Annotated in this window: 22 protein-coding genes; 8 read left to right on the plus strand and 14 right to left on the minus strand. The window is 65.0% G+C overall.

The window, feature by feature from the left end:
• Nucleotides 1–170: 170 nt before the first annotated feature.
• Complete coding sequence (locus ACXJL8_RS07380; RefSeq protein ID WP_456684816.1) at nucleotides 171–1,019, minus strand: caspase family protein; 849 nt, start codon at nucleotides 1,017–1,019, stop codon at nucleotides 171–173.
• Between the two features lie 424 nt (nucleotides 1,020–1,443).
• Here ACXJL8_RS07380 and ACXJL8_RS07385 point away from each other — a divergent pair, with 424 nt between their 5' ends.
• The 3 genes from ACXJL8_RS07385 to ACXJL8_RS07395 all read left to right on the plus strand — a co-directional run bounded on the left by ACXJL8_RS07385 (nucleotide 1,444) and on the right by ACXJL8_RS07395 (nucleotide 5,424).
• A complete protein-coding gene (locus tag ACXJL8_RS07385; protein ID WP_456622317.1) occupies nucleotides 1,444–3,174 on the plus strand; it encodes a hypothetical protein in 1,731 nt (576 codons plus the stop codon).
• A 229-nt stretch (nucleotides 3,175–3,403) separates the two neighbouring features.
• The gene (locus tag ACXJL8_RS07390; protein ID WP_456622316.1) at nucleotides 3,404–4,129 is read left to right on the plus strand and encodes a thermonuclease family protein; all 726 of its coding nucleotides are present in this window, start codon (nucleotides 3,404–3,406) and stop codon (nucleotides 4,127–4,129) included.
• 107 nt (nucleotides 4,130–4,236) lie between these two features.
• Entirely contained in the window at nucleotides 4,237–5,424 is a 1,188-nt protein-coding gene (locus ACXJL8_RS07395) for a pyridoxal-phosphate-dependent aminotransferase family protein (RefSeq protein WP_456622315.1), read from the plus strand.
• A 263-nt stretch (nucleotides 5,425–5,687) separates the two neighbouring features.
• Here the strand turns inward: ACXJL8_RS07395 and ACXJL8_RS07400 are convergent, their stop codons facing one another.
• Together ACXJL8_RS07400 and ACXJL8_RS07405 are read right to left on the minus strand one after the other, a co-directional pair.
• A complete protein-coding gene (locus ACXJL8_RS07400) occupies nucleotides 5,688–6,797 on the minus strand; it encodes a hypothetical protein (protein ID WP_456622314.1) in 1,110 nt (369 codons plus the stop codon).
• The gene (locus ACXJL8_RS07405; RefSeq protein WP_456622313.1) at nucleotides 6,797–8,233 is read right to left on the minus strand and encodes an MBOAT family O-acyltransferase; all 1,437 of its coding nucleotides are present in this window, start codon (nucleotides 8,231–8,233) and stop codon (nucleotides 6,797–6,799) included. Before ACXJL8_RS07405 ends, ACXJL8_RS07400 begins: the two co-directional genes overlap by 1 nt.
• A gap of 326 nt (nucleotides 8,234–8,559) precedes the next feature.
• Here ACXJL8_RS07405 and ACXJL8_RS07410 point away from each other — a divergent pair, with 326 nt between their 5' ends.
• A complete protein-coding gene (locus ACXJL8_RS07410; protein ID WP_456622312.1) occupies nucleotides 8,560–10,665 on the plus strand; it encodes a S9 family peptidase in 2,106 nt (701 codons plus the stop codon).
• Nucleotides 10,666–10,850: 185 nt separating this feature from the next.
• On the opposite strand, the gene ACXJL8_RS07415 is transcribed toward ACXJL8_RS07410, so the two are convergent.
• The 5 genes from ACXJL8_RS07415 to ACXJL8_RS07435 all read right to left on the minus strand — a co-directional run bounded on the left by ACXJL8_RS07415 (nucleotide 10,851) and on the right by ACXJL8_RS07435 (nucleotide 16,077).
• Nucleotides 10,851–11,570, minus strand: a complete 720-nt coding sequence (locus ACXJL8_RS07415; protein ID WP_456622311.1) for a ribonuclease activity regulator RraA — start codon at nucleotides 11,568–11,570, stop codon at nucleotides 10,851–10,853.
• Nucleotides 11,571–11,694: 124 nt separating this feature from the next.
• Nucleotides 11,695–13,434, minus strand: coding sequence for an L-arabinonate dehydratase (gene araD / locus ACXJL8_RS07420; protein ID WP_456622366.1), 1,740 nt, complete (start codon nucleotides 13,432–13,434; stop codon nucleotides 11,695–11,697).
• Nucleotides 13,428–14,288: an ABC transporter permease gene (locus ACXJL8_RS07425; protein WP_456622310.1), complete on the minus strand. Its 861-nt coding sequence runs from the start codon at nucleotides 14,286–14,288 to the stop codon at nucleotides 13,428–13,430. Before ACXJL8_RS07425 ends, araD begins: the two co-directional genes overlap by 7 nt.
• A gap of 11 nt (nucleotides 14,289–14,299) precedes the next feature.
• On the minus strand, nucleotides 14,300–15,061 hold the full coding sequence (locus tag ACXJL8_RS07430) for an ABC transporter ATP-binding protein (RefSeq protein ID WP_456622309.1): 762 nt from the start codon (nucleotides 15,059–15,061) through the stop codon (nucleotides 14,300–14,302).
• Entirely contained in the window at nucleotides 15,061–16,077 is a 1,017-nt protein-coding gene (locus ACXJL8_RS07435; RefSeq protein WP_456622308.1) for an ABC transporter substrate-binding protein, read from the minus strand. Before ACXJL8_RS07435 ends, ACXJL8_RS07430 begins: the two co-directional genes overlap by 1 nt.
• Nucleotides 16,078–16,171: 94 nt before the next feature.
• Here ACXJL8_RS07435 and ACXJL8_RS07440 point away from each other — a divergent pair, with 94 nt between their 5' ends.
• The 3 genes from ACXJL8_RS07440 (at nucleotide 16,172) to ACXJL8_RS07450 (ending at nucleotide 21,179) form a co-directional block, all read left to right on the plus strand.
• Complete coding sequence (locus ACXJL8_RS07440; protein WP_456622307.1) at nucleotides 16,172–16,888, plus strand: GntR family transcriptional regulator; 717 nt, start codon at nucleotides 16,172–16,174, stop codon at nucleotides 16,886–16,888.
• 297 nt (nucleotides 16,889–17,185) lie between these two features.
• A complete protein-coding gene (locus tag ACXJL8_RS07445; protein ID WP_456622306.1) occupies nucleotides 17,186–17,605 on the plus strand; it encodes a response regulator in 420 nt (139 codons plus the stop codon).
• Nucleotides 17,583–21,179 (plus strand): PAS domain S-box protein, encoded by a 3,597-nt coding sequence (locus tag ACXJL8_RS07450; RefSeq protein ID WP_456684817.1) that lies wholly within the window; start codon nucleotides 17,583–17,585, stop codon nucleotides 21,177–21,179. Before ACXJL8_RS07445 ends, ACXJL8_RS07450 begins: the two co-directional genes overlap by 23 nt.
• A 91-nt stretch (nucleotides 21,180–21,270) precedes the next feature.
• Here the strand turns inward: ACXJL8_RS07450 and ACXJL8_RS07455 are convergent, their stop codons facing one another.
• Entirely contained in the window at nucleotides 21,271–21,906 is a 636-nt protein-coding gene (locus ACXJL8_RS07455) for a response regulator transcription factor (RefSeq protein ID WP_456622304.1), read from the minus strand.
• A gap of 149 nt (nucleotides 21,907–22,055) precedes the next feature.
• Here ACXJL8_RS07455 and ACXJL8_RS07460 point away from each other — a divergent pair, with 149 nt between their 5' ends.
• The gene (locus ACXJL8_RS07460) at nucleotides 22,056–22,421 is read left to right on the plus strand and encodes a hypothetical protein (RefSeq protein ID WP_456622303.1); all 366 of its coding nucleotides are present in this window, start codon (nucleotides 22,056–22,058) and stop codon (nucleotides 22,419–22,421) included.
• Nucleotides 22,422–22,433: 12 nt separating this feature from the next.
• Here ACXJL8_RS07460 and ACXJL8_RS07465 read toward each other — a convergent pair whose 3' ends face one another.
• The 5 genes from ACXJL8_RS07465 to ACXJL8_RS07485 all read right to left on the minus strand — a co-directional run.
• Nucleotides 22,434–22,937: a response regulator gene (locus ACXJL8_RS07465; protein ID WP_456622302.1), complete on the minus strand. Its 504-nt coding sequence runs from the start codon at nucleotides 22,935–22,937 to the stop codon at nucleotides 22,434–22,436.
• A 140-nt stretch (nucleotides 22,938–23,077) separates the two neighbouring features.
• Complete coding sequence (locus tag ACXJL8_RS07470) at nucleotides 23,078–23,395, minus strand: hypothetical protein (RefSeq protein WP_008565131.1); 318 nt, start codon at nucleotides 23,393–23,395, stop codon at nucleotides 23,078–23,080.
• Nucleotides 23,396–23,397: 2 nt separating this feature from the next.
• Complete coding sequence (locus ACXJL8_RS07475) at nucleotides 23,398–24,279, minus strand: CheR family methyltransferase (RefSeq protein WP_456684818.1); 882 nt, start codon at nucleotides 24,277–24,279, stop codon at nucleotides 23,398–23,400.
• A 61-nt stretch (nucleotides 24,280–24,340) separates the two neighbouring features.
• Nucleotides 24,341–24,727, minus strand: coding sequence for a response regulator (locus ACXJL8_RS07480; RefSeq protein WP_456622300.1), 387 nt, complete (start codon nucleotides 24,725–24,727; stop codon nucleotides 24,341–24,343).
• 31 nt (nucleotides 24,728–24,758) lie between these two features.
• Nucleotides 24,759–25,048 (minus strand): chemotaxis protein CheW (locus ACXJL8_RS07485; protein WP_456684819.1); only part of this gene is annotated, 290 nt, incomplete at its 5' end.

Genomic DNA, 25,048 nt, shown 5'->3' on the forward strand with positions numbered 1-25,048 from the left:
GGATTGCTTCGCTGCGCTCGCAATGACGATGTGGGGAGCAGATGTGCGTTACACACGCATATCGTAGGGTGGATTAGCCGAAGGCGTAATCCACCTCTTTGCTGTCCGCGCTGAGAGAGAGACGTGGTGGATTACGCTTCGCTAATCCACCCTACGTGTGCCGCGAAAAACTAGCCGCCGGCGTCGCCGAAACGGACCTCTTCGAGCAGGGACGAGGACACGGTCGGGACCTGGTCGCCWTCGGAGGCGCGGGAGATGGCGACGCGGGTCTTGTTGAAGACGCTTTCGGCGCTGCCCTGTGCATTCAGGTTCGTGAGAAGCTCGCTGACCAGCACGCTGTGCTCGCCCTTGCCATCGTCGACGACCTTGCCGGGCGAGGCGGAGGAGAGGATCAGGGCATTGTCGGGCGTTCCGATCGGCGCAAGGCCGTGGCTATAGGAGCGGAAGCGGCGCTCATAGGGATTGCGGCGGGAGGCGTCGACGACGACGAGCTTGGCCTTGGCGCCCTGCTCCTTCATCATGTCGAGCACGCCGTCGATGGAGACGCCCTGGCGGCGAACGTCGCTCTCCTTCCAGATCACGGCATCGACCGGCAGCATGTAGCTCTCGCGGCCGGCCTGCACGCCGTAGCCGCCGAAGAACAGCATGACGACGGTGTCGCGCTTGATCCGGGACTTCAGGCGGTTGACGGCGCGGACCATGTCGTCCTTGCTCGCGTCTTCCACCATGTCGACGTCAAAGCCGTTCTTGCGCAGCGACGAGGACAGCGCGCGGGCGTCGTTGATCGACTGCGTCAGCGGCGCGCTGGCGTCGGGATAGTGACCATTGCCGATGACCAGCGCGAGGCGCGCGGTCTGGCCGATCGAACCCGTGACCTGGTCGGTCGAAACGGCCTTGGCGGCGTCGAGCGCGCGCATGTTGAGGGCAGCGTGGGCACCGATCACGAGCGACACCGTGCCGATGAGGGCCGCGGCGACCGCAATCGTGCGTCGTGAGAGATCGAGCTGCCTTACATTCATCTCGGTTCATTCCTGTCAGTACCAAAGACCTGCCAAGCGCGCGCACACTGGTTGAGTAGCGCGATGACGTCATTAGGTTTGAGGGATTGGCCCGGGGAGTGCCCCCGAATTGCGCGCAATTTGCGGCGCCGCACCAAACAAACCCTTAACCGGATCTGGCCTCCCCGGCAATAGATCGCCCAAAATTTGAGCTAAGTGGTTGAAGCTAATAGTTAATTCTCCGACCGAAAATTGCATGTTTTTTCATCTCCGGGCCATTCCGGAGTCTTCACCATGCAGCCCCTGTGCCGGGTTTTTCCGTGACCACCATCACATTTGTATTTCCTGCGAATCCGGGTAGCCTTTTCAAAGACTTGCAGGGGGTGGCACGGAGCTGGGAGCGTGCTGGCCGGCCCCTGGGCGAGGCCCCGCGACCAGGTATTTCATGAGCTTTCAATATTTTGCCGGCGCCGCCTGCCGGGCGCTGACGGCGCGGAAGGACGGCCCCTCTCTTTACGACGTCTGCGATCCCGTATTGTCGGGTCCGGCCAGCGGCGATCCGCATCTGGCCAAATTCTACAAGACCGCGCTCGGCAATCCCGCATTGCGGGTGCTGCTCCGCCGTGCCGGACTGCCCGAATTGCGCGACGAGGCCAGACTGAGCCGGCTGCGCCAGGCGCTGGTCCGCGCCCGCGACGATGCCGAGCCCGACTGGGCGGCGGCCGGCCAGCCCGTCGCCGATCTCGTCGACACCATCGCGCTGGATCACCCCAAGCCGCCGCCGGCGATATTCGTCGGCGCCATGCCGGCGCAAGCGCAGATCGACGGCGTGATCCGCGACTGCGCGCAGCATCTGCTGGGCTCGTATCGCCGCAACGGCTTCCTGCCGACCTATGCCGCCTTCAACCTGATCGGCGATCCCGACTTCCGCGGGCGCGAGCTGATCATGGCGCTGAACGGCCTGAACGCGCGCGGCTACAAGAATTCCTCGCTGCTGTTCAATCTCGCCCGCGTCTTCATCGCGCGCTCGCCGGCGCGCGCCGTGGTCAATCCGCCCTGGCGAGGGATTGCCGAGCCGATGTGGGAGCCGATGCAGATCCGCCACCGCTCGGCCTATTACGATGCGTTCTTCATCGAGGCGCTGCTGAGCTATGTCGAAACCGGGCTCGCTGCGCCGGCCGACAAGAGCGCGGCGGAACGCGCCGTCGCCGACATGGTCGATTTCTGCGTCAATGTCAGCCGCGAAGAGGTGCAGGGCAGCGACGGCGCGCGTTTCGACGTCATCACGGCGCTGGCGCCTGCACCGCATCCGCGGTTCTCCCGCTTCTTCGCGCAGATCAAGCAGGATCTCGGCTTCGGCATCTACGTGCCCGACTGCGACACCACGGCCTGCTCGATCTCCGCGGCGACGCAGGCCGGCTGCACCGATCCGATTATCGATCAGCCGCTGCTGGATTTCTATGCCGGCTACCAGGTGCGCGCCGGCGTCAACGAGCCGCGCGTGACCGTCCCGCTCAACGACAACATCGACTACGAGGGCGGCGTCGCGACCTGGATCGACAATCTCGCCGGCGAGCGGCCCTATGGCAACGATCTCGATCCGACACTCAATCTCGACATTCTCGAGGTGAGCTTTCGCAACCTCGCGCGCTGGAAGATATTGGAAACGCCGGCGCGGCTGGCGACCGTGCACCGCATCATCGGCTTCCAGAAGCGGCTCGCCGCAAGCGGCGCCTTCGCCAATCCCCGCTCGCACATTTACTACCTTCCGGAGCTCTACAGCGCCTATTTCGGCCGCTGCTATGCGGCCTTCCTGGCGCTGCCGCTGGCGGCGCAGGCCGCGATCGATCCCGATGGCGAGTTCGATTTCATCCGTCACCGCGTGTTGTCCTACGTCCAGGGCGAGCTGATGGCCGCCGAGATGAACGTGTTCGACGCGGCGCTGGCGCTGATCGCGCTCGGCCATCTCGGCGCCGATCCGCGCGCCTTTGCGCCGGCGCTGAACGTGATCGTCGGCGCCATCGGCGAAGGCGGCCGCCGCGGCCCGTTCCGCGCCTATGAATGGAACAAGATGAAGACGCCGACACGGATCCTGGTGGGTGGACCCGAGGTGACGTCGGCGTTCGTGCTGATGGGACTGGCGGTGGCGCGGCGGGCGATGATGGGACGGGGGTGAGGGTTCACGCAGAACGTAGGGTGGGCAAAGGCGCGCACTTCGCGCGCCTTGCCCACCATTCCTCCGCAATGCCAGACATGGTGGGCACGCTTCGCTTTGCCCACCCTACGGTCCATCGCCGCAATGACAGGAAGTTGAAAGCCCATCTGTTAGGCAGGCGCTGGCCGGGCGGACAAAAGCCGACCACAATTGCCGGGCTTATCGAGATTTTCTTCACACGCGGACCGGCATGTTGCGAAAAATCCTGATTGCGTTGTCACTGCTCGCCTTGCCGTCATTGGCGCAGGCCGCCGAGATCACCGGCACGGCGAAGGTCCGCGACGGCGATTCCGTCGTGATCGGCAACACGAGGATCCGGCTCGGCGGCATCGACGCGCCGTCGTCCGACCAGCTCTGCCTCAACACCAATACCGAGCGCTGGACCTGCGGGATCGCGGCGCGCGACGAGCTCGCCAAATACACCGAGGGCAAGAACTGGGTCTGCCATACCCGCGCGATCGACCGGCGCGGCCGCACCGTGGCGCGCTGCGAGGTCGGCGGCGAGGACATCCAGAAATGGCTGGTGCGCAGCGGCTGGGCGCTGTCCTACACCCGGGTCTCGCACGACTATGACGCGGATGAAGCTGCCGCGCGTGAGGCAAAAGCCGGGATGTGGCAGGGCGCCTTCATCGCGCCCTGGGACTGGCGCGTGCGCAACAAGAAGACGACGATATTGGGCGCCACCAAGCCGCCCGAGGGCGCGCATTCGGTGCTGCTGGCTTCCGCCTCCGGCCCGGTCGCGCCCTCGCCGGACTGCACCATCAAGGGCAACGTCAACAGCGCCGGCGAGTGCATCTACCATACCCCGAACAGCCGCTGGTACACCCAGATCAAGATGAAAATCGCCAAGGGCACCCGCTGGTTCTGCTCGGTTGAAGACGCGGAGGCCGCCGGTTGCCGCGAGACGAAGCGATAACCCACTTCAGACCTGCGTTTTCCGTGCTTTTCTTGGCCGCCTCCAACGCGTAGAAACGCAGATCATCAACCCTCCAGACCGTCTTCACGACACAAGGACCAACAGCAATGACCGTTCGCGCGGGCCGGGAGTTTCTGGCCATCCCCGGGCCCACCACGATGCCCGACGAGGTGCTGCAGGCGATGCATCGTCCGGCGATCGACATCTACTCCAAGCAGATGACCGATCTGACCGAGAGCCTGCTCCGCGACATCTCGAACCTGTTCGCGACCAAGGGCAAGTCCTACATCTACATCGCCAACGGACACGGCGCCTGGGAAGCGGCGCTGAGCAACGTGCTGTCGCGCGGCGACAAGGTGCTGGTGCTGGAGAGCGGTCGCTTCGCGATCGGCTGGGGCCATGCGGCAAAGCTGATGGGCGCCGAGGTCGAGGTGCTGAAGGGTGATTGGCGCCGCGCGGTGCGGCCGCATGAGGTCGAGGAGCGCCTGCGCCGCGACAAGGAGCACACCATCAAGGCCGTCGTCGTCGTCCAGGTCGATACCGCCTCGGGCGTGCAGAACGACATCGAGGCGATCGGCAAGGCGATCAAGGCTGCCGGCCATCCCGCGCTGTACATGGTCGACACCGTCGCCTCGCTCGGCTGCATGCCGTACGAGATGGACAAATGGGGCGTCGACGTCACCATGTCCGGCTCGCAGAAGGGCCTGATGACGCCGCCCGGCCTCGGCTTCGTCGCCGCCAACGCGCGCGCGCTCGAAGTGCACAAGAAGGCCAATATGAGCACGCCCTATTGGAGCTGGAGCGAGCGCGAAGGCACCGAGCATTATCGCAAATATGCCGGCACCGCGCCGGTGCATCTGTTGTTCGCGCTGCGCCAGGCCATCGACCTGTTGCACGAGGAAGGTGTGGAGCACGCGTTTCGCCGCCACAGCCTGCTCGGTGAGGCCGCGCGCCGCGCCGTTTCCGCCTGGTCGGAAGGCCAGGTGCTCGGCTTCAACGTCGCGGAAGCCAGCGAGCGCTCCAACACCGTGACCACGGTGACCATGAGCAACGGCCATGATCCGGCGGTGCTGCAACGCTATTGCAAGGAGAAGTGCGGCGTGGTGCTCGGCACCGGCATCGGCGACCTCTCCGGCCAGGCCTTCCGCATCGCCCATATGGGCCATGTCAATGCGCCGATGCTGCTCGGCACGCTAGGGGTGATCGAGATCGGCCTCAACGCGCTGAAGATCCCGCACGGCAAGGGCGGGCTCGAGGCCGCGGTGGCGTATCTCGGCGAGCAGGTGGCGGTGTAATTCACTGTCGTCCCGGCGAAAGCCGGGACCCATACCGCGTGATCTATCAGTGACGCACGGTGTGCGTACCACGAGAAGACTCCTTAACTGCGAGTCTTCGCCAAATTCCTCCCTGGGGTTATGGGTCCCGGCCTTCGCCGGGACGACAGCGGGGTTTTTGGCTACTGCTGAGCATCACAGCTGCAGTCTCTTGTAGCCCGGGTGAGCGAAGCGGCACCCGGGATTCTTGCGCGAGGCCCCGCATGTCGCTTCGCTCATGCGGGCTACGGCTGCGGCACCCGATAAGCCTCGACCTGAGCCTTCAGCTCACCCAGTGACGCGAGCGGCGCTTTCGGATCGACGCGATACTCTCCGCTCACCAACCACCCCAGCACCTTCGCATCGACGCGCGGCGAATGGTGGATGACGTCGCTGTAATTGCCGAGGTCGTGGGTGACCTGCTTGATCGCACGGAAATCGTGGAGCCGCACATTGGGAAGCTGCGTCAGGCGCTGCGCCACGAGGGCCGTGAGATCGGTGACGATCTTCAGCGTCGCCGGTGACGCCTCGCGCATCGCGACGAATTGCAGGATCGAATAGGGTGGAAAGTAGATGTCGAAGGTCACGTCTGGATGGCGCGCGATCAGGCCGACGGCATCGCGCTCGAAATGCCGGACCATGGCGTCATGGCCGTAGCCTTCGCCGAGGAAGCGGCTGCGCACGGGATCGGTGATGTAGGCGAAGGCGGCCAATGTTCGCTGCGCGTTGTAGCCGCGGGCGAAATCGAAATCCCGTGGCAGCGCATGGATGTCGTCGACGTCGGACAGCGCAAACGCGACGGGGAGGAAAGGCGCCGCCTGAGTCAGCGGCTCCCGCAGCGGTGGAATCGACCGCAGCACCGCGAACAGGGATTCCTTCGCCATCGCGGCGCTGAACAGATAGGTCGCGATCCCCTTTGCGCTTCCACGATAGAGATCGGCCGACAGATAGGGATCGGCGTCGATGTCGGGTGCATCGACGAAGATCCAGTCGTCCATCTCCCAGATCACGCGCCGGGCGCCGCGCCCGATCGCGTGCTCCAGCACAAAACCCTGCTGGCGTGAATTGGACCCGGTCATCGCCAGCTTGAGCGAATGGACGCCCAACGCGCGATCGATGTCGCTCTGGCGAAAATGAATCGCGAGCGAAGAGCCCATGAAGGCGGCGTCGAACGACTGGCTGCGGAGCAATCCGGCATTCTGCATGCGCGTGTCGTCGGAATAGAACGCCGGGACGAGACGCGACGGGCGGAACAGTTGCAGCGGATCGACCGCGAAGGTGAGCGCAGCCGCACCCAGCATGCACACCACGCTGGCGAGGAGAAGGCGTTTCAAATTGGTGAAGGTGCCCCGCATCAGAACCGGAAATAGATGAATTCGCTGTGGCTCTGGATGCCGAGAACCCCGAGCGCGAGCACCAGCGAGGCGCCATAGAGGAACAGCGGCCGCATCCGCCCTGCCAGCAGGCCATCACCGACCCTGCGATTGCCGTGATCGTAGCCCATGATTCCTTGCGTGTTCGGCGCCAGCCACACCAGCGCGGCATAAATCGTGACCAGCACCAGCGCCGCGATCTCCTCGCGGCCGAAGGCGATATTCGCAGGGTCGGCCATGGCACTGAGGATCCGCAGCGCCCAATCAACCCGCTCGGCGCGAAAGAACACCCAGGCGACGACGACGGCCAGGAAGGTCAGCACGGCTCCGATGACACGGAGCGGGCGCGCAAGGGGCGACGGAATGTTCGGCACCAGCGCGTTGAAGGCGTGATTGATGCAGAGATAGGCGCCGTGCAGCGCGCCCCACACCACGAATGTCCAGGCCGCGCCGTGCCAGAGCCCGCCGAGCAGCATCGTGACGATCAGATTGACATAGCGCAGCACGCGGCCGCGGCGGTTGCCGCCGAGCGGGATGTAGAGATAGTCGCGCAGGAATTGCGACAACGTGATGTGCCAGCGGCGCCAGAACTCGACGATGCTGGTGGCCTTGTGGGGCGAGTTGAAGTTGACGGGCAGGAAGATGCCGAACATCAGGGATATGCCGATCGCCATGTCGGAATAGCCGGAGAAGTCGAAATAGAGCTGGAATGTGTAGGCGAGAGCGCCGAGCCAGGCCTGGTCGAAGCTCGGCGAGCGCGCATCGAAGGCGAGCGCGACCAGGGGCTGGATGCCGTCGGCGAGGCAGGTCTTCTTGAACAGGCCGATCGCGAAGATGATGGTTCCGCACAGCATCAGATGTGGGTCCGGATGCTTGGTTTCCTTCCGCTCGAATTGCGGGATCATGTCCTTGTGGTGGAGGATCGGCCCCGCGATCAGATGCGGGAAGTAGGTCACGAACAACGCATAATGCGGCAGCGCATAGGCCGCGACCTGGCCGCGATAGGCATCGACCAGAAACGCGATCTGGGTGAAGGTGTAGAAGGAGATGCCGACCGGCAGCAGGATGTGGACCGCGACATGGGTGCCGAGCAGCGCATTGACATTGTCGGCGGCGAAGCCCGCATATTTGAAGATGCCGAGCACCAGGAGATCGCCGGCAACACCGAGGGCAAGCGCCGCCCGGCGCTGCACTGGGGCGAGCTCCGCCGCAATCAGGAGATAGCCGACGCCATAGTTGAAGGCGATCGACGCCAGCAACAGCCCTGCGAACTGCCAGTTGCCGATGGCGTAGAAGGCGAGCGAGGCCGCCGCGAGCCAGATCACCGGGGTCAGATTGCTGCGCCGCCCGAGCCAGAAATACCCGGCCAGCGCGGCCGGCAGGAACAGCAGGATGAACGGATAGGAATTGAACAGCATCGGGCTGGACCGGCGGCGGGTTACTGCCCCTAAAGCATAGACGGGGGCGATCAACAACCCGGCGACTTGGCGCAGTCCTTCTCAGTCCTTGGCGCAGCGGCGCTGGTAATTGGCGGAATCGGGACGATATAAGGCGGTGCATCTTCTCCCTCTCCCCGTTCTTACGGGGAGAGGGTTGGGGTGAGGGGCCTCTCTCCGCACGTGAGATGGTTGAAAGACCTGTACCCCCTCACCCGGAATTTGCTTTCGCAAATTCCGACCTCTCCCCGCAAGCGGGGGAGAGGTTAAGAAAGAGCAGCGCGCGAACGTGACAAGATGAGGATCGAGTGACCCAGACCAAGACACCTTCCCAGCCCCCCGTCGCCCCCCGCCGGCCGCATTCCTTCACGCGGCACGGCATCGCCGTGAGCGACGATTATGCCTGGCTGAAGGATGAGAAATGGCAGGAGGTGCTGCGCAATCCCAGCGTGCTCGATCCCGATATCCGCAAATATCTCGACGAGGAGAACGGCTACACCGAGAGCCTGCTCGGCCACACCGCAGCGCTCCAGAAAACGCTGGTGCGCGAAATGCGCTCGCGGATCAAGGAGGACGATTCCAGCGTGCCATCGCCGGACGGACCTTTCGCCTATTTCCGCAAGTTTCGCGAGGGCGGGCAGCATGAATTATACGGCCGCATGCCGCGCGACGGCGGCGACAGCGACATCGTGCTCGACGGCGACGCGCTCGCCAAGGACCACAAATATTTCAAGTTCGGCGGCAGCCGGCACTCGTACGATCACAAGCTGCAAGCCTGGAGCGCCGATACCAAGGGCTCGGAATATTTCTCGATCCGCGTGCGCGACTGGGCGACGGGCAAGGATCTTGACGACGTCGTCGAGGAGACCGATGGCGGCATCGTCTGGGCTGCGGATTGCAAGAGCTTCTTCTATGTGAAGCTCGACGACAATCACCGCCCGATGCAGGTGTGGCGGCACCGGCTGGGAACGAAGCAGGCCGACGACATCCTGGTCTATGAGGAGCAGGACTCCGGCTGGTTCACCCATCTGCATGAGAGCACCAGCGGCCGCTTCTGCGTGATCGCGGGCGGCGATCACGAGACCTCGGAGCAGCGCCTGATCGATCTCGCCAATCCCGACGCGCCACCGCGCCTGGTCGCGGCGCGCGAGGATGGCGTGCAATATTCGCTCGCCGACCGCGGCGACCAGCTTTTCATCCTCACCAATGCCGACCACGCCGTCGACTTCAAGATCGTCACCGCGCCGCTCAGCGCACCCGAGCGCAAGAACTGGCGCGATTTGATCCCGTATCGTCCCGGCATCTACATCATCGACCTCGATCTCTATGCCGGCCATCTGGTGCGGCTGGAGCGCGCCAATGCGCTGCCGGCGATCGTGATCCGCGATCTCACGTCCAGCGAAGAGCACGCGATCGCCTTCGACGAAGCCGCCTATTCGCTTGATACGATGGGCTCCTACGAGTTCGAGACGACCACCCTGCGCTTTGCCTATTCGTCGATGACGACGCCGTCGGAGGTCTATGACTACGACATGGCGAAGCGCACGCGCACCTTGCGCAAGCGCCAGGAGATTCCGTCCGGCCACAATGCGAGCGACTACGTCACCACGCGCATCATGGCGAAGGCCTATGACGGCGCGGAGGTGCCGGTGTCGATCCTGTATCGGCGCGGGCTCAAGCTCGACGGCGCGGCACCGCTGCTGCTCTACGGCTACGGCTCCTACGGCATGGCGATGCCGGCCTCCTTCAACGCCAACCGCCTGTCGCTGGTCGATCGCGGCTTCGTTTACGCCATCGCCCATATCCGCGGCGGCGCCGACAAGGGCTGGGGCTGGTATCTCGACGGCAAGCGCGAGAAGAAGACGAATTCATTCGACGACTTCGCCGCCAGCGCCCGCGCGCTGATCGCAGCGAAGTACACCAGCGCAAAGCGCATCGTCGGCCATGGCGGCTCGGCCGGCGGCATGCTGATGGGCGCGGTCGCGAACCGCGCCGGCGAGTTGTTCGCCGGCATCGTCGCCGAGGTCCCGTTCGTCGACGTGCTCAACACCATGCTCGACGACACGCTGCCGCTGACGCCGCCGGAATGGCCGGAATGGGGCAACCCGATCGAGAGCGAAAAGGATTTTCGCACCATTTTGTCCTACTCGCCCTACGACAATGTCGCCGCGCAGGACTATCCGGCGATCCTCGCCATGGGCGGACTGACCGACCCGCGCGTCACCTATTGGGAGCCCGCGAAATGGATCGCGCGCCTGCGCGCCACCATGCGCGGCGGCGGCCCGGTGCTGCTCCGCACCAACATGGGCGCCGGCCACGGCGGCGCATCGGGCCGCTTCAACCGGCTGGATGAAGTCGCGATCGTGTATGCGTTCGCGCTGTGGGCGGCGGGGATGGCGGAGGCTGGGGTGTAAGCGTCACCCTCCGCCGTCGTCCCGGCGAAGGCCGGGACCCACCGCGTGATCTAGCGATGACGCGCAGGTAGCAGTCCCGCAGGAAGATTTCTTAACTGCGAGTCTTCGCCAAACTTCTCCCTGGGGTTATGGGTCCCGGCCTTCGCCGGGACGACACTGGTGTTGTGGCGCTACCAACAGTCTAACTACCGCCCGTTCTTCTTCCGCCATGCCGCGAAGTCGGTCAGCGTCTGCGGATCGGTCGCCGGATAAAGGCCGAAGATGCCACGGCCCTTGTTGACTTCCTCGGTGACGAAATCCTCGAACGCGGTCATCTCGAAGGTCTCGTTGGCGATCTCCTCAGTGAGGTGTGCGGGGATCACGATGACGCCGTCGCTGTCGCCGAGAATGACGTCGCCGGGAAACACCGGCGCGTCGCCGCAGCCGATCGGGACGTTGATCTCGATCGCGTGGTGCAGCGTCAGGTTGGTCGGCGCGCTCGGGCGATGGTGGAAGGCGGGGAAGCCGAGCTTTGCGATCTCGGCAGAGTCGCGAAAGCCGCCATCGGTGACGACGCCGGCGACGCCGCGCTTCATCAAGCGCGTCACCAGGATCGCGCCGGCCGAGGCTGCGCGCGCGTCCTTGCGGCTGTCCATCACCAGCACGGCGCCCGGAGGGCAATCCTCGACCGCCTTGCGCTGCGGATGCGAGCGGTCCTTGAACACCTCGATGGTGTTGAGATCCTCGCGCGCCGGCATGTAGCGCAGCGTGAAGGCCTCGCCCACCATGGTCGGCTGGTCCGGGCCCAAGGGGTGCACGTCCTGGATCATCTGGATGCGCAGGCCGCGCTTGAACAAAGCGGTGGCGACCGTGGCGGTGGAGACGGATTTGAGCTTGTTGCGGGTGGCTTCGGTGAGTTTGGTCATGGTGTGCTCTCTCATGGTCGTCATTCCGGGGCGATGCGTCAGCATCGAACTATGGTGCGCAATTGCCCCAGAGAATCTCGAGGTTCCGGGTCTGGTCCTTCGGACCATCCCGGAACGACAGAAACTAGTAAATCGACGGCTCGCCGATCGGTGCGCCGAAATCGGTCTCCAGGAAGTCGAAGTCGCAGCCGTCATTGGCCTGCTTGATGTGCTTGGTGAACATCCAGCCATAGCCGCGCTCGAAGCGGCGCTCGGGCGCCTTCCAGGCGGCGCGGCGTTTTGCGAGCTCGGCCTCGGATACGTCGAGATTGATGGTGCGCGCTTCGACGTCGAGCGTGATGCGGTCGCCGTTCCGCACCAGCGCCAGCGGGCCGCCGACATAGGATTCCGGTGCGACGTGCAGGATGCAGGCGCCGTAGCTGGTGCCGCTCATGCGCGCGTCCGAGATGCGCACCATGTCGCGCACGCCCTGTTTCACGAGCTTGGTCGGGATCGGCAGCATGCCCCATTCCGGCATGCCGGGCCCCCCTTGTGGGCCTGCATTGCGCAGGATCAGGATGTGATCCTCGGTGACATCAAGATTGGGATCGTCGACCGCCTTCTTCATCGACGGATAATCGTCGAACACCAGCGCAGGTCCGGTGTGCTTGAGGAAGCGCGGCGCGCAGGCGGAGGGTTTTATGACGCAGCCATCGGGCGCGAGATTGCCCTTGAGCACGGCGAGCGCGCCTTCCTTGTAGATGGGATTGTCGACCGAGCGGATCACATCGTCATTGTGCACTTCGGCATGCGCGATGTTCTCGCCGACCGTCTGGCCGGTAACGGTGATGCAGTCGAGATGCAGATGCGGCTTGATCTGGCCCATCAGCGCCGGCAGGCCGCCGGCGTAGAAGAAGTCTTCCATCAGATAGGCATCGCCACTCGGCCGCACATTGGCGATGACCGGCACCTTGCGGCTCGCAATCTCGAAATCGTCGAGGCCGATGTCCTGGCCGGCGCGGCGCGCCTGCGCGATCAAATGGATGATCGCATTGGTCGAGCAGCCCATCGCCATCGCCACCGCAATGGCGTTCTCGAAGGCTTTTCGGGTCTGGATCGTCTTCGGCGTCAAATCTTCCCACACCATCTCGACGATGCGGCGGCCGCATTCCGAGGCCATGCGGATGTGGTTGGCGTCCGCCGCCGGTATCGAGGAGGCACCCGGCAGCGTCATGCCGATCGCTTCTGCGATCGCGGTCATGGTCGAGGCGGTGCCCATGGTCATGCAGGTGCCGTAGCTGCGGGCGATGCCGGCTTCGATGTCGAGCCAGTCCTTCTCGGAAATCTTCCCGGCGCGCCGCTCGTCCCAATATTTCCAGCCGTCCGAGCCGGAGCCGAGCGTCTTGCCCTTCCAGTTGCCGCGCAGCATCGGACCGGCCGGCAGATAGATCGCCGGGATGTTCATCGAGGTTGCGCCGAGCAGCAGCGCCGGCGTGGTCTTGTCGCAGCCGCCCATCAGCACCACGCCGTCGACGGGATGGCTGCGCAAGAGCTCCTCGGCGTCCATCGCCAGCAGATTGCGATAGAGCATGGTGGTCGGCTTCAGCAGCGATTCCGACAGCGACAGCGCCGGCAATTCCAGCGGCAGGCCGCCGGCCATCAGGATGCCGCGCTTGACGTCGTCGACCCGCGACTTGAAGTGCATGTGGCAGGGCTGGGCGTCCGACCAGGTGTTGAGGATCGCGATGATCGGGCGATCCTTCCACTCCTCCGGCGCGTAGCCCATCTGCATGGTGCGGGAGCGGTGGCCGAACGAGCGGAGGTCGTCGGGCGCGAACCAGCGGGCGCTGCGGAGCTGGTCGGGTGTTTTCTTCTTGGTCACGATTGGGTGCCCCATTTCTGGACGGTGTTCCGCTCGATAGCACGGAAGATCAGGTTCTCGACAAAGAGCCCGATGATTATCACAGTCAGCAATCCTGCGAAGACCGCGGGAATATCGAGCAGGTTGCGATTTTCGAAGATGAACCAGCCGAGCCCGCCCTGGCCAGAGGACACGCCGAACACCAGCTCCGCCGCGATCAGCGTGCGCCAGGCGAAGGCCCAGCCGATCTTGAGGCCGGTGAGGATCGAGCCGAAGGCGGCGGGAATCAGGATCTTTGCCACATAGGGCAGCCCGCGCAGGCCGTAATTGCGCCCGACCATGCGCAGCGTGTTGGACACGCTCTTGAAGCCGGAATGGGTGTTGAGCGCGACCGGCCACAGCACCGAATGGATCAGCACGAAAACCAGGCTGCCATTGCCGAGACCGAACCAGATCAAGGCGAGCGGCAACAGCGCGATCGCCGGCAATGGATTGAACATCGCCGTCACCGTCTCCAGGAAATCGGTGCCGATACGGGTGGAGATCGCGAGCACCGTGAAGATCGCGGCAAGCACGATGCCCGCCGAATAGCCCATGAACAGCACTTTCAGCGAGGCCCAGGCCCGCAGCGGAATGGTGCCGTCCTTGACGCGGTCGTAAAGCGTGACGACCGTGTCGTGCAGCGTCGGAAACAGCAGGGGATTGTCGAGGGTGAGGCCGTAGGCCTCCCAGACCGCCGCCAGGAACAGGATGATGACGGTCTTGCGGACAAAACCGTCGTTCCACAACAACTCGGCAACGCCCAGCTTGCGCTCGACCTCGCCCGCACCGGTGGCGGCGACCGGCGCGTCACGCAGCAGAATTCTCGCTTCGCCCATCTGAGGCTCCCCTAGTGCGCCACAGCTTCGGCAGCGAACAGGAGATCGTGGATCTCCTTCTCCAGCCGGCCGGCGCTGCCGTCCCCGTTCGAGACCTTGTCGACGTCGACCACCTCGGCCTTGACGCGGCCGGGATGTGGCGACAGCAGCAGGATGCGGTTGCCGATGCGGATCGCCTCGGCAATCGAATGGGTGACGAACAGCACGGTGAATTTGGTCTCGCTCCAGAGCTGGAGCAGCTCATCCTGGCAGGTTCGCCGCGTCAGCGCGTCCAGCGCCGCGAACGGCTCGTCCATCAGGAGAATATCCGGCTCCATCGCCATGCCGCGCGCGATCGCGACGCGCTGCTTCATGCCGCCGGAGAGCGTGTGCGGATAGGCATCGACCACGCGGGTCAGCCCGACCTTCTCGATATAGGCCCGCGCCCGCGCCTCGGCCTCCTTGCGCGGCAGCTTTCGCGCGGTCAGCAGCGGAAACATCACGTTGGCGAGCACGGTCTTCCAGGGCAGCAGCTGGTCGAACTCCTGGAAGATCATCATGCGGTCGGCGCCCGGCCCGTGGATCTCGCGATTGTTGATGGTCATGCGGCCTTCGCTCGGTGACATGTAGCCGCCGACGGCCTTGAGCAGGGTCGACTTGCCGCAGCCGGACGGCCCGAGCAGCACGAAGCGGTCGGACCTGTCGACGGTGAATGAGACCCTTTCGGTGGCGGTGACGACGGCGCTGGAGGTCTTGTAGCGCAGCGTCACCCCGCTGACGTCGAGCAGCGCCATCAATTGCCCTTCAAATCGTGCGCGACGGGGAGATAATAATCGGTCCAGGCCTTGGGCTGGGTCTTCAGCGTGCCGGTCTTGTACAAATGGGCGGCGAACTTCATCGTGCCCTGCGGCTCGAGATTCCACTCCATCATGCCGGGCTCCTTGAGGAGGTCGAGCAGCTCCTCGGCCGAGGTCTTGTCGCCGGTGATCTCCTTGTAGATCTCGACGGCCTGTTTGGTGTCGCTGCGGATCAGGTCCTGCGCCTCCTTGGTCGCGTCGCGCACGGCCTGGACGATTTTCGGATTGGCGTCGGCGAATTTCGTCGTGGTGAAGAACTGCGCCTGGCTGAGCGGGCCGCCCATCACGTCCGGCGACGACAGCACGACATGCGCGCCCGGCACGTTCTTCAGCTCCAGGAACGTGAACGGCGGGATCGAGAAGTGGGTGTGCACCTCATGCTTGGAATTGGCGAGCGCCGCATAGGCGTCGGGATGGCCGAGCTGCACCGTGTTGACGTCGAGCTTCGACCATTGATCGGCCCCGAAGGCTTCGGCGGCCGCGATCTGCAGCACGATCGCCTGGGTCGAGACCTTCACCGTCGGCACCGCGATCTTGTCGCCGGGGCCGAAATCCCTGATCGACTTGATGTTGGCGTCGCGGCTGATCAGCGTCATCGGCTGCGCCGAGGTCGCGACGATGCCCTTGACCCCGCCGCGGGTGCGGTCCCACAGCAGCAGCAGATTGCCGGTGCCGGTGTTGAGAATGTCGACGCCGCCTGCGAGCAGCGCATCGGTCTGCGCGCCGCCGCCGGAGAACGTGATCCATTTGGTGGTGACACCGGAGACGCCGAGCGAAGCTGCGTGCTTCTCGATCAGCTTCTGCTTCTCCATGATGTGGCTCGGCATGTAGAAGATGCCGGGCTGCCGCGACAGCGCGATCTCTGACTTCTGCTGGGCGTGCGCGGCGGACACCGCCATGGCGGCGGCGATCAGGGTGGCGGCAGCCAGGCTGCTGCGACGATGCATCATCATTGTTGTGTGTTTCCTCCGGCCATCGTTGAGCCGCGTTGACGCTACTGATGCACTAATATATTAGTGCATCAAAGGCAAGCCCGCGGAGCCCGTCATGGAATCATCCCACGCCGCGCCGCGCGCGGCCCCACGGTCCGCCACCCGGCTCGACCGCGGCCGCCAGGCCGCGCCGCAGGTGTTCGAGCGGCTGCGCAATGCGATCGTCGCCCTCGAACTGCCGCCCGGCGCCCCGCTGTCACGCGCCGAGCTCGCCGGCCAGTTCGGCGTCAGCTCGACGCCGGTGCGCGACGCGCTGATGCGGCTCGAGGAAGAGGGCCTGGTCGAGGTGTTTCCGCAGCATGCGACCGTGGTGAGCCGGATCGACGTCGACCGCGCGCAGCAGGCGCATTTCCTGCGCCAGGCGCTGGAGCTGGAGATCGTCCGCCTGCTCGCGGCCCCTCGCGACACGGCGCTTGTCATCCGCCTGGACCACGCCATCGCGTTGCAACAGCAATTTGCCAAGGCCGGTGACTTCGAAGCCTTCATCGCCGGAGACAACGATTTCCACGCCCAGCTCTACGCTGCCGCCGGAAAGCAGGACCTCTGGGCGCTGGTGCGCAGCCGCAGCGGACATATCGACCGGCTGCGCCGGCTGCACCTGCCCTCGCCCGGAAAGGCCCAGAATATCGTACGCCACCACAAGCTGATCACGCGCGCGATCGAGGCCGGAGACGCCGATGCCGCTCAACAGCATCTGCGCACGCACCTGTCGGGCACGCTAAGCGAGCTGGACACGATCCGAAGCCACTATCCCGAGTACCTCACCGACTAGAGCGCGGCGGTTCGCCGCTCCGGCCCGCGGCGAAACTACGGCACCGTGCAACTACGGCGATTATTATAGTTCCGACCGCCTTTCCGGAGCTGGCGCAGCATCTTACGCCATGCGCTCAGGGGCTTGTGCACGAAGGCATGCATATGGAAGCATCTGCGGAATCGGTTGCGGCGGGCAGCCCTCGTGCCGGTTGCGAAGTGCTTGCAGGCCGGGTCGAATCCGCGCAACATTTTCGTGTTTGATGGCTTGATTTGCGGTCGCCGGAAAACGTCCCACCCGGCCCGGAGGGTTTCAGACGTGGCCAACATCCTGATCGTGGATGACGATCCGGCCGTCCAGCTCACGATCCGGCTGCTCCTGGAGAGGGCCGGTCATCACGTGACGGTCGCCGGCGATGGCCGCAAGGGGCTCGCGCTGTTCGAGAGCAGCCCATTCGACCTGCTGTTCCTCGACATCTTCATGCCCGGCATGGACGGGCTGGAGGCCATGCGCCACATCCGCCGGCAACAGCCGGCCATTCCGATCATCGTCATTTCCGGCCGCGCGATCACGCCTGACGCCAATGCGGAGCCGGATTTCCTGAAGATGGCGACCAAGCTCGGCGCGGTGGCGAGCCTGCAGAAGCCGTTCAGGGCCGAGGCGCTGCTCGCCGCGGTCGACGGCTGCCTGGACGCGGGCAAGCCGGAGGGGCCCAATGTCAGCACCGGCAGCCGATGATGAGGACGCCCGTTCTGTTCCAGCGCAGAACCGGCGCGGCGCTTGGAGACGCGGTGCGAATATCGCCATGACGCTCACCACGCGGCTGGCCATCGCGATGATCCTGCTGGTGGCGGTGACCGTGGCCGCAGTCGGCTGGCTCGGCTATCGCAACATCACCCAGGCCGTCATTCCGCGGGTCCTGGAACGCATCGAAGCCCAGTCGCGCCTGCGGGCTACCAMTCTCGAATCCTACGTTGCCGGAGCTCGCGGCGATTTGGCGGGCTATCGCTCCGCCGCGGCCATCAACGGCCTGATCCGCGCGCGCCTCGGCGGAGGCACCGACGCCCTTGACGGCGTTTCGGAGCAAACCTGGCGCGACCGCATCGCTGCGCGGCTCATGGCCGAGATCGAGGCCAAGCCCAGCTACGGACAGTTTCGCATCATCGGTCTAGACGACGACCAGCGCGAGCTGGTCCGCGTCGATCGCTCCGGCCCGAATGGAGCGGCACGGATCGTCCCCAACGGCGAACTGGAGCGCAAGAGCGAGCGAACCTATTTTCAGGAAACAATCCGGCTGGCGCCGAACGAAATTTACGTTTCGCCGATCGAACTCGCCACCCGCCAGGGAGGGACCACGGTCTTTCACACGCCGACCTTGCGAGTCGCGACGCCGCTGTTCACGCCGGACGGCAAGCCGTTCGGCATCATCATCGCCAATATCGACATGCGTCCGGCACTCGACCGCGTCCGCGCGACCGTGGGCTCAGGGGGAGAGATTTACGTCGTGAACTCGCGCGGCGACTATCTCGTCCATCCCGATCGCGCGCGAGAATTCGGCTCGGTGCGAGGCCATCCCACCAACTGGCGCAATGACTTTCCATTTTTTGCGACCCAGGTTGGCACGGTGGAAGGGGCGACGCAGGTTCTGACCGACCGGTCGGGCCGGCCGAGCGGCGCGGCGATCGCGCCGGCGCTGCTTGCGGGCAAGGAATGGGTCGCCATCATCGAGACAGTTCCTCCGGCCGTGTTCGGCCGCGTGCCGGCCGCCATTCAAAAAACGTCCCTGCTCGTCGGCGTGCTTGCCGTCCTCGCCGCGGCTTCGCTCGCGGTGCTCCTGGCGCGCTCATTGACCCGCCCGATCGGGCGTCTGACCGCGGCGGTGGAGGCAATCGGCGGCGGACGCCCGGCCGACATTCCCGTCGATGCCAGCGGCGAGACCGGCGTGCTGGCACGGGCTTTTGCCCGTATGGTCGAAGAGACGCGGGCGAAAACAGCCGCGCTCGAACGCGAGGTTCAGGAGCATCGCCGCACCGAGCTCGCGCGAAGCCATCATGCGGCGCGCGAGCGCTTGTTCAGCGCTGCCGTCGAATCATCCGACGATGCGATCGTGATGCAATCGCTCGATGCCATCATCACGGGCTGGAATCCCGCCGCCGAACGCCTCTATGACTATTCGGCCGATGAGGCGATCGGGAAATCCACCTCGATCATCGTCCCGCCCGACCGTCGCGAGCAGGGCAAGGACATTTTGCGGCGGATCGCCCGGGGCGAGCCGATCGAACGCTTCGAGACCGTGCGCCTGCGCAAGGACGGCACGCCGGTCGAGATCTCACTCAGCCTCTCCCCGATCCGCGGGCCGTCGGGTGAGATCGTCGGCGTCTCCGGGTCGGCCCGCAGCCTGACCGAGGCGCGACGGACCGAGCGGGCGCTTCAGCAGCAGCTCGAAGAGCGGCGGCAGATCTTCGAGACCTCGCAGGATCTGATCATGGTCATGAATTCGCGGGGCCACGTGGTGCAGATCAGCCCGAGCAGCGAGGCCATCCTCGGCTATCGGCCGAAGGAGATGGTCGGCCGCAGCGGCGTCGACTTCATTCATCCCGATCATCTGGTGCAGTCCCGCGTCGAGATGCGCGCGCTCCGGCGCGGCGATCGCCCCAAATTCGCCGACACCCGCTGCTTGCACAAGAACGGGCATGAGGTCTGGCTGTCCTGGCTCGGCAGCTGGTCCGAGCCGGCGAAACGCTTCTTCTTCGTCGGGCGCGACATGACCGAGGCCCGGCTCGCGCAGGAATCCCTGCGCGAAAGCGAACGGCTCGCCCGCAACATCGTCGAGACCGCGCTCGACGCCTTCGTCCAGACCGACGATCGCAGCACCATCCTGAACTGGAGCTCGCGGGCCGAAGAGCTGTTCGGCTGGCGGCGCGACGAGGCGCTGGGCAAGAATGCGATCGATCTGATCGTCGCGGATGGCGAGCGCAGGAGGGTCAATGCCGGCCTCGCGCGTTTCGTCGAGTCCGCGGACGGCCGGACGCTCAACCGCCGCCGCGAGCTGATGGTTCGCCGGCGCGACGGCAAGGAATTCAAGGCCGAACTGAGCGTGACGGCGCTGAGGCGCCGCGAGGGACTGTTGTTCAACGTCTTCTATCGCGACCTCACCGACAAGATCGCGGCCGAAGAGCGGATCCGCCATGCCGAGAAGATGGAGGCGGTCGGCCAGCTCACCGGCGGGGTGGCGCACGATTTCAACAACATCCTCACCGTCATCACCGGCACGATCGAGATCCTGGCTGAGGCGGTGGCCAAGGAGCCGGAACTTGCAGCGATCACCAAGATGATCGACGAGGCCGCCGGACGCGGCGCCGAGCTCACCCAGCACCTGCTCGCCTTCGCGCGCAAGCAGCCGCTCCAGCCGCGTGAGGTCGACGTCAACTCGCTGATCATCGACACCGCGAAGCTGTTGCGGCCGACGCTGGGCGAGCAGATCCAGATCGAATCCGTGTTCGAATCGGAGAGCAGCGTCGCGATCGTCGATCCCAACCAGCTCACCACGGCGATCCTCAACCTCGCGCTCAACGCCCGCGACGCCATGCCCGGCGGCGGCAAGCTGATCGTCGAGACGGGCGCCGCCTATCTCGACGAGGTCTATGCCAGCGTCAACGACGTCCCTCCCGGGCACTATGTGCTGATCGCCGTGAGCGACACCGGCGCCGGCATTCCCGCCAACATGCTGACCAGGGTGTTCGATCCGTTCTTCACCTCGAAGGGGCCCGGCAAGGGCACCGGCCTCGGGCTCTCCATGGTCTACGGTTTCATCAAGCAGTCCGCGGGCCACATCAAGATCTACAGCGAGGAGGGCCACGGCACCACGATCAAGATGTACCTGCCGCCCGGCAAGACGGCCACCGTGATCGGCGAAGGCGTGACGCCCGCGACGATCGAGGGCGGACATGAGACGATCCTCGTGGTCGAGGATGACCGGCTGGTGCGCGACTACGTGCTGGCGCAACTGCATTCGCTCGGCTACGTCACCTTGCAGGCCGCGAACGCCGCGGAGGCGCTAGCGATCGTCGCCGCCGGAAAGCGGTTCGACCTGCTGTTCACCGACGTGATCATGCCCGGCAGGATGAATGGACGGCAGCTCGCCGACGAGCTGTTGAAGACGCGTCCCGATCTCAGGGTGGTCTACACGTCCGGCTATACCGAGAATGCGATCATCCATCACGGCCGGCTGGATTCGGGCGTTCTGCTGCTGGCGAAGCCCTATCGCAAGTCGGATCTTGCACGGATCATCCGCAGGTCGCTGAGCGCCTGAAACTGCGTAGCCCGGATGAGCGAAGCGACATCCGGGACTCTGCGACAGCGTTCCCGGGTATCGCTTCGCTCACCCGGGCTACGAAAGCTCTTTACGACGCGCGTTGCGCCGCCGTCATCACGATACGGATCAGATCGGCGGCGTTGCGCGCGCCGAGCTTCTTCATGATGTTGGCGCGGTGGTCCTCGATCGTGCGCGGGCTGATGCCGAGCGTGCGGCCGGCTTCCTTGTTGGACGCACCGGCGGCGAACTGTTCGAGCACTTCGCGCTCCCGGCGGGTCAACGGCTCGCGTCCGGGGAAATGCAGCGAGCCGAATTTCGGCGACGCGTTCTCTGCCTGCCGGCGTGCATAGGCGCCGATCGCCTCGTCCAGCCGGCCGACGATCTCGCTGCCGCGGAACGGCTTCTCGATGAAGTCGAGCGCGCCGCTCTTGATGGCGCCCACCGCCATCGTGATGTCGCCCTGGCCGGAGATCATGAAGATCGGCGCGGGATAGTCCTCGCCGTGCAGCTCCTTGAGGATGTCGAGGCCCGACTTGCCGGGAATGTGCACGTCGAGCAGGATCGCAGCCGGTGTGCGGCTTCGCGCGACGGAGAGCAGCGCTGCGCCATCGGCGAAACAGATCACCTCATAGCCCGCCGCCTTCAACACCATCGACAAGGTGTCGCGAACGGCAGGGTCATCGTCGACCACGAAGATTTCACCGCGAGAGCTTTGTTCGGCCATGTGCCACATCCGGTTGGCATGAAGGACTCGCGTCCGCGCCAACCGTTATGGCGTTAGGCGCGGATTCGGCCCACCCGTATTTGTACGGGACATGGACTTAACGCACAAGTAGCGGCATGGCGCCTAATTGCAGGTGACGGAGAATATCCATGCTAAATCTCGCCAGCCCGCCCCCTCGCGTCACGACGCCCGAAGCCGACAGCCGTCAGTTGATCGCAGCCGATCTTCGCTCTCTGATCGCGCAGATCGAGAGCAGCATGCGCCTGATCGACGCAGCCATGATCGACGCAGCCTTGATGGACGAAGGCCCGGCACAGCACGGCAACGGCGATCAGGCGGCGGGTTCCACCGACATTTTCGTGCTCGACGACGTCACGCCCCGGTATGCCACGGCGAGTGCCGCCCTCAACGCCTGCCGCGCCGGCCTCGGCCACGCGCTGCAATCCTTGTCGGACTCCGGCGGTCCGGCGGAGACGACGATCGGTGCGGCAGACCTGCCGCACCGGATCGCATAGCTGGTCCGCGCCTTACGCGCGGTGCCGTTCCACGATTGCGTCGGTGGCGACACCGCCCCAAGTGTGCATCGCAGGCAGACCCATCGCGGCTTTGCCGAGATTGGCGAGGCTGATGCGCAGGGCCGCGAGATCGAGCGGCTTCGGCAGGCTCTGGAGCTCGATCCCGACGGAACGGGCAAAGCTGCGGGCGGCGCTGCGCCGCTTGCCGTCCATGCCGCTGATGACGATCACGGCGCCCGCGAATTTCGCCGCCGCCATCTCGCGCAGCACGTCGATGCCGTCGCCGTCCTCCAGCACCAGATCGAGCGTCACGCAGTCGAAGCGCGCGGCGCGAAGCTTTTCGATCGCCTCCGCCACGGACGGCGCCACGGTGACTTCGTGGCCGGCCTGCTTGGCGGCGACCGTGATCAGGCTGCGCTGCGTGGCGTCGTCGTCGACCACCAGGAGCTGAAGCGCGCGCCGCTCGGCGACGTCGGGCAGGTTTGACGAGATCGGGGAGAGGGAACTTCTTGGCATTGCCATATCCTGAGATTGAGACCGGCAATGGATACACGGCTCGCGCTTAAGCCCCGTAAAGCTACTGCGGCGAATTCACTCGGATGTTTTAGCAAATATGAAGCAACGTGTCGGGAAGAGAGACGGGGTGCGCGAGCAGATCACGCCGCCTCGTCACGGCCGCCGGCCGCGCCGCGCTTCTTCCTGTTCTTGCCGCGCAGGAACTGGATGTCCATCTCGGCGCCGTTGACGCGCACCAGCTCGCAGCGGCGGTAGGCAAGGCCAGTGGACGACAACAGCAGGAAGAACTCTTTCAGGTTCAAGCCCTGGATCGAACCTTCCACCGTGAGGATGGCGTCGGTGTCGGAGATCGCGTTGAGCTTGCAGTCGCGGCGCCAGGTGCCGTCGATGGCCATGATGCAGACATCATAGCCGCGGCTGAACGTCACGCGCTCCGCGCCCTTTCCATCCTCGGCCATGCCTATCGTCCTGCCACAGCCGCCATGCGCGGCGGCGAGCCGGCGACAGCCGGCTTGGTTGCCGCCGCACGCGGATCGTTCGGCTTGTAGAGACCGCGCCGTTCCGGGATCGGCCTGAACGTATCGGTCAATCCGACCACGGTTTCGGCCGCACCCAGCACCAGGAAGCCGTCGGGCTCGATCTGTCGCGCCAGGCGGTTGAAGATGTTTATCTTGGTCTCCTGGTCGAAATAGATCAGCACGTTGCGGCAGAAGATGACGTCGAAGGTGCCGAGCTGCGCGAAGTCGTGCAGCAGGTTGAGCTGGCGGTGCTGGATCATCGCGCGCAGCTCGGGATTGATCTGCCAGGTCTCGCCGGTCTGCTTGAAATATTTCATCAGCATCTGGATCGGCAGGCCGCGCTGCACTTCGAACTGGCTGTAGATGCCGGCCTTGGCCTTCTCCAGCACCTCCTGCGACAGATCGGTCGCGATGATCTCGACGCGCCAGCCGGTCAGGGCCGCACCCATCTCCTTCAGGCTCATCGCCAGCGAATAAGGCTCCTGCCCGGTCGAGCCGGCGGCGCACCAGATGCGCACGCTGCGGCGGCCGGCGCGGGCCTTGATGACCTCGGGCATGATCGTATCGCGGAAATGATCGAACGGGACCTTGTCGCGGAAGAAGAAGGTCTCGTTGGTGGTCATGGCCTCGACCACGTTGGTGACGAGCGCGCTCGCGCCCGCGCCTTGCAGCTTCTGCACGAGCTCGCCGATGCCGGAGAGTCCGGCCTTGCGGGCGAGCGGCAGCAACCGGCTTTCGATCAGATATTGCTTGTCTGCGGACAGGTCGAGCCCGGAATGATCCCTCAGGAACTTACGCAGATACTCATACTCGGTCGGGGTCACGGATAGCCTCTCGGAAGCTGTACTGGGAACACTCGGGCCGGACCACTCGGGCCAGACACACTCAGACCATAGCTTGTCCGACCGGGATCAAGCCGACCTCAGCAAACTTGTCGGCGATAATGTCTTTGTCGAAGGGCTTCATGATGTACTCGTTGGCGCCGCCGCTGAGCGCTTGGGCGATATGAGCCACGTTGTTCTCGGTGGTGCAGAACACGACCTTGGGCTGGTCGCCGCCGGGCAGGCGGCGCATGTGGCCCATGAACTCGAAGCCGTCCATCACCGGCATGTTCCAGTCGAGCAGCACCGCGTCGGGCAGGCTGCGCTGGCAGATCTCGAGCGCCTTCGAGCCGTCTTCGGCCTCGGTGACTTCGAATTCCAGGCCTTCCAGGATCCGGCGCGCGATCTTGCGAACGACGCTGGAATCATCGACCACCAAACATGTCTTCATTTTGGTTCTCCGGCTTCGATGTTTCGTTGGCTCACGCAGCCATCTGCACTTCGGTCTTGAGTTCGAGGACGCGATCGACGTCGAGGACGACCATGAGCTGACCGTCGAGGCGGTGGACGCCGCCGGCGAGCTTGGCCATGCGGGGATCGAGGTTGACGGGGTTTTCTTCCTTGCCGTCCTCGGACAGGCGCAGCACCTCGCCGATCTGGTCGATCAGGAGGCCGTAGGATTCGCCGCGCAGGTCGACGCCGACTGCCATCGGCACCTTGCCGTCCTCGGGCTTGGGCAGGCCGAGCCGGGCGCGCATGTCGACCACGGTGA

It is taken from the genome of Bradyrhizobium sp. P5_C11_2, assembly GCF_054049755.1.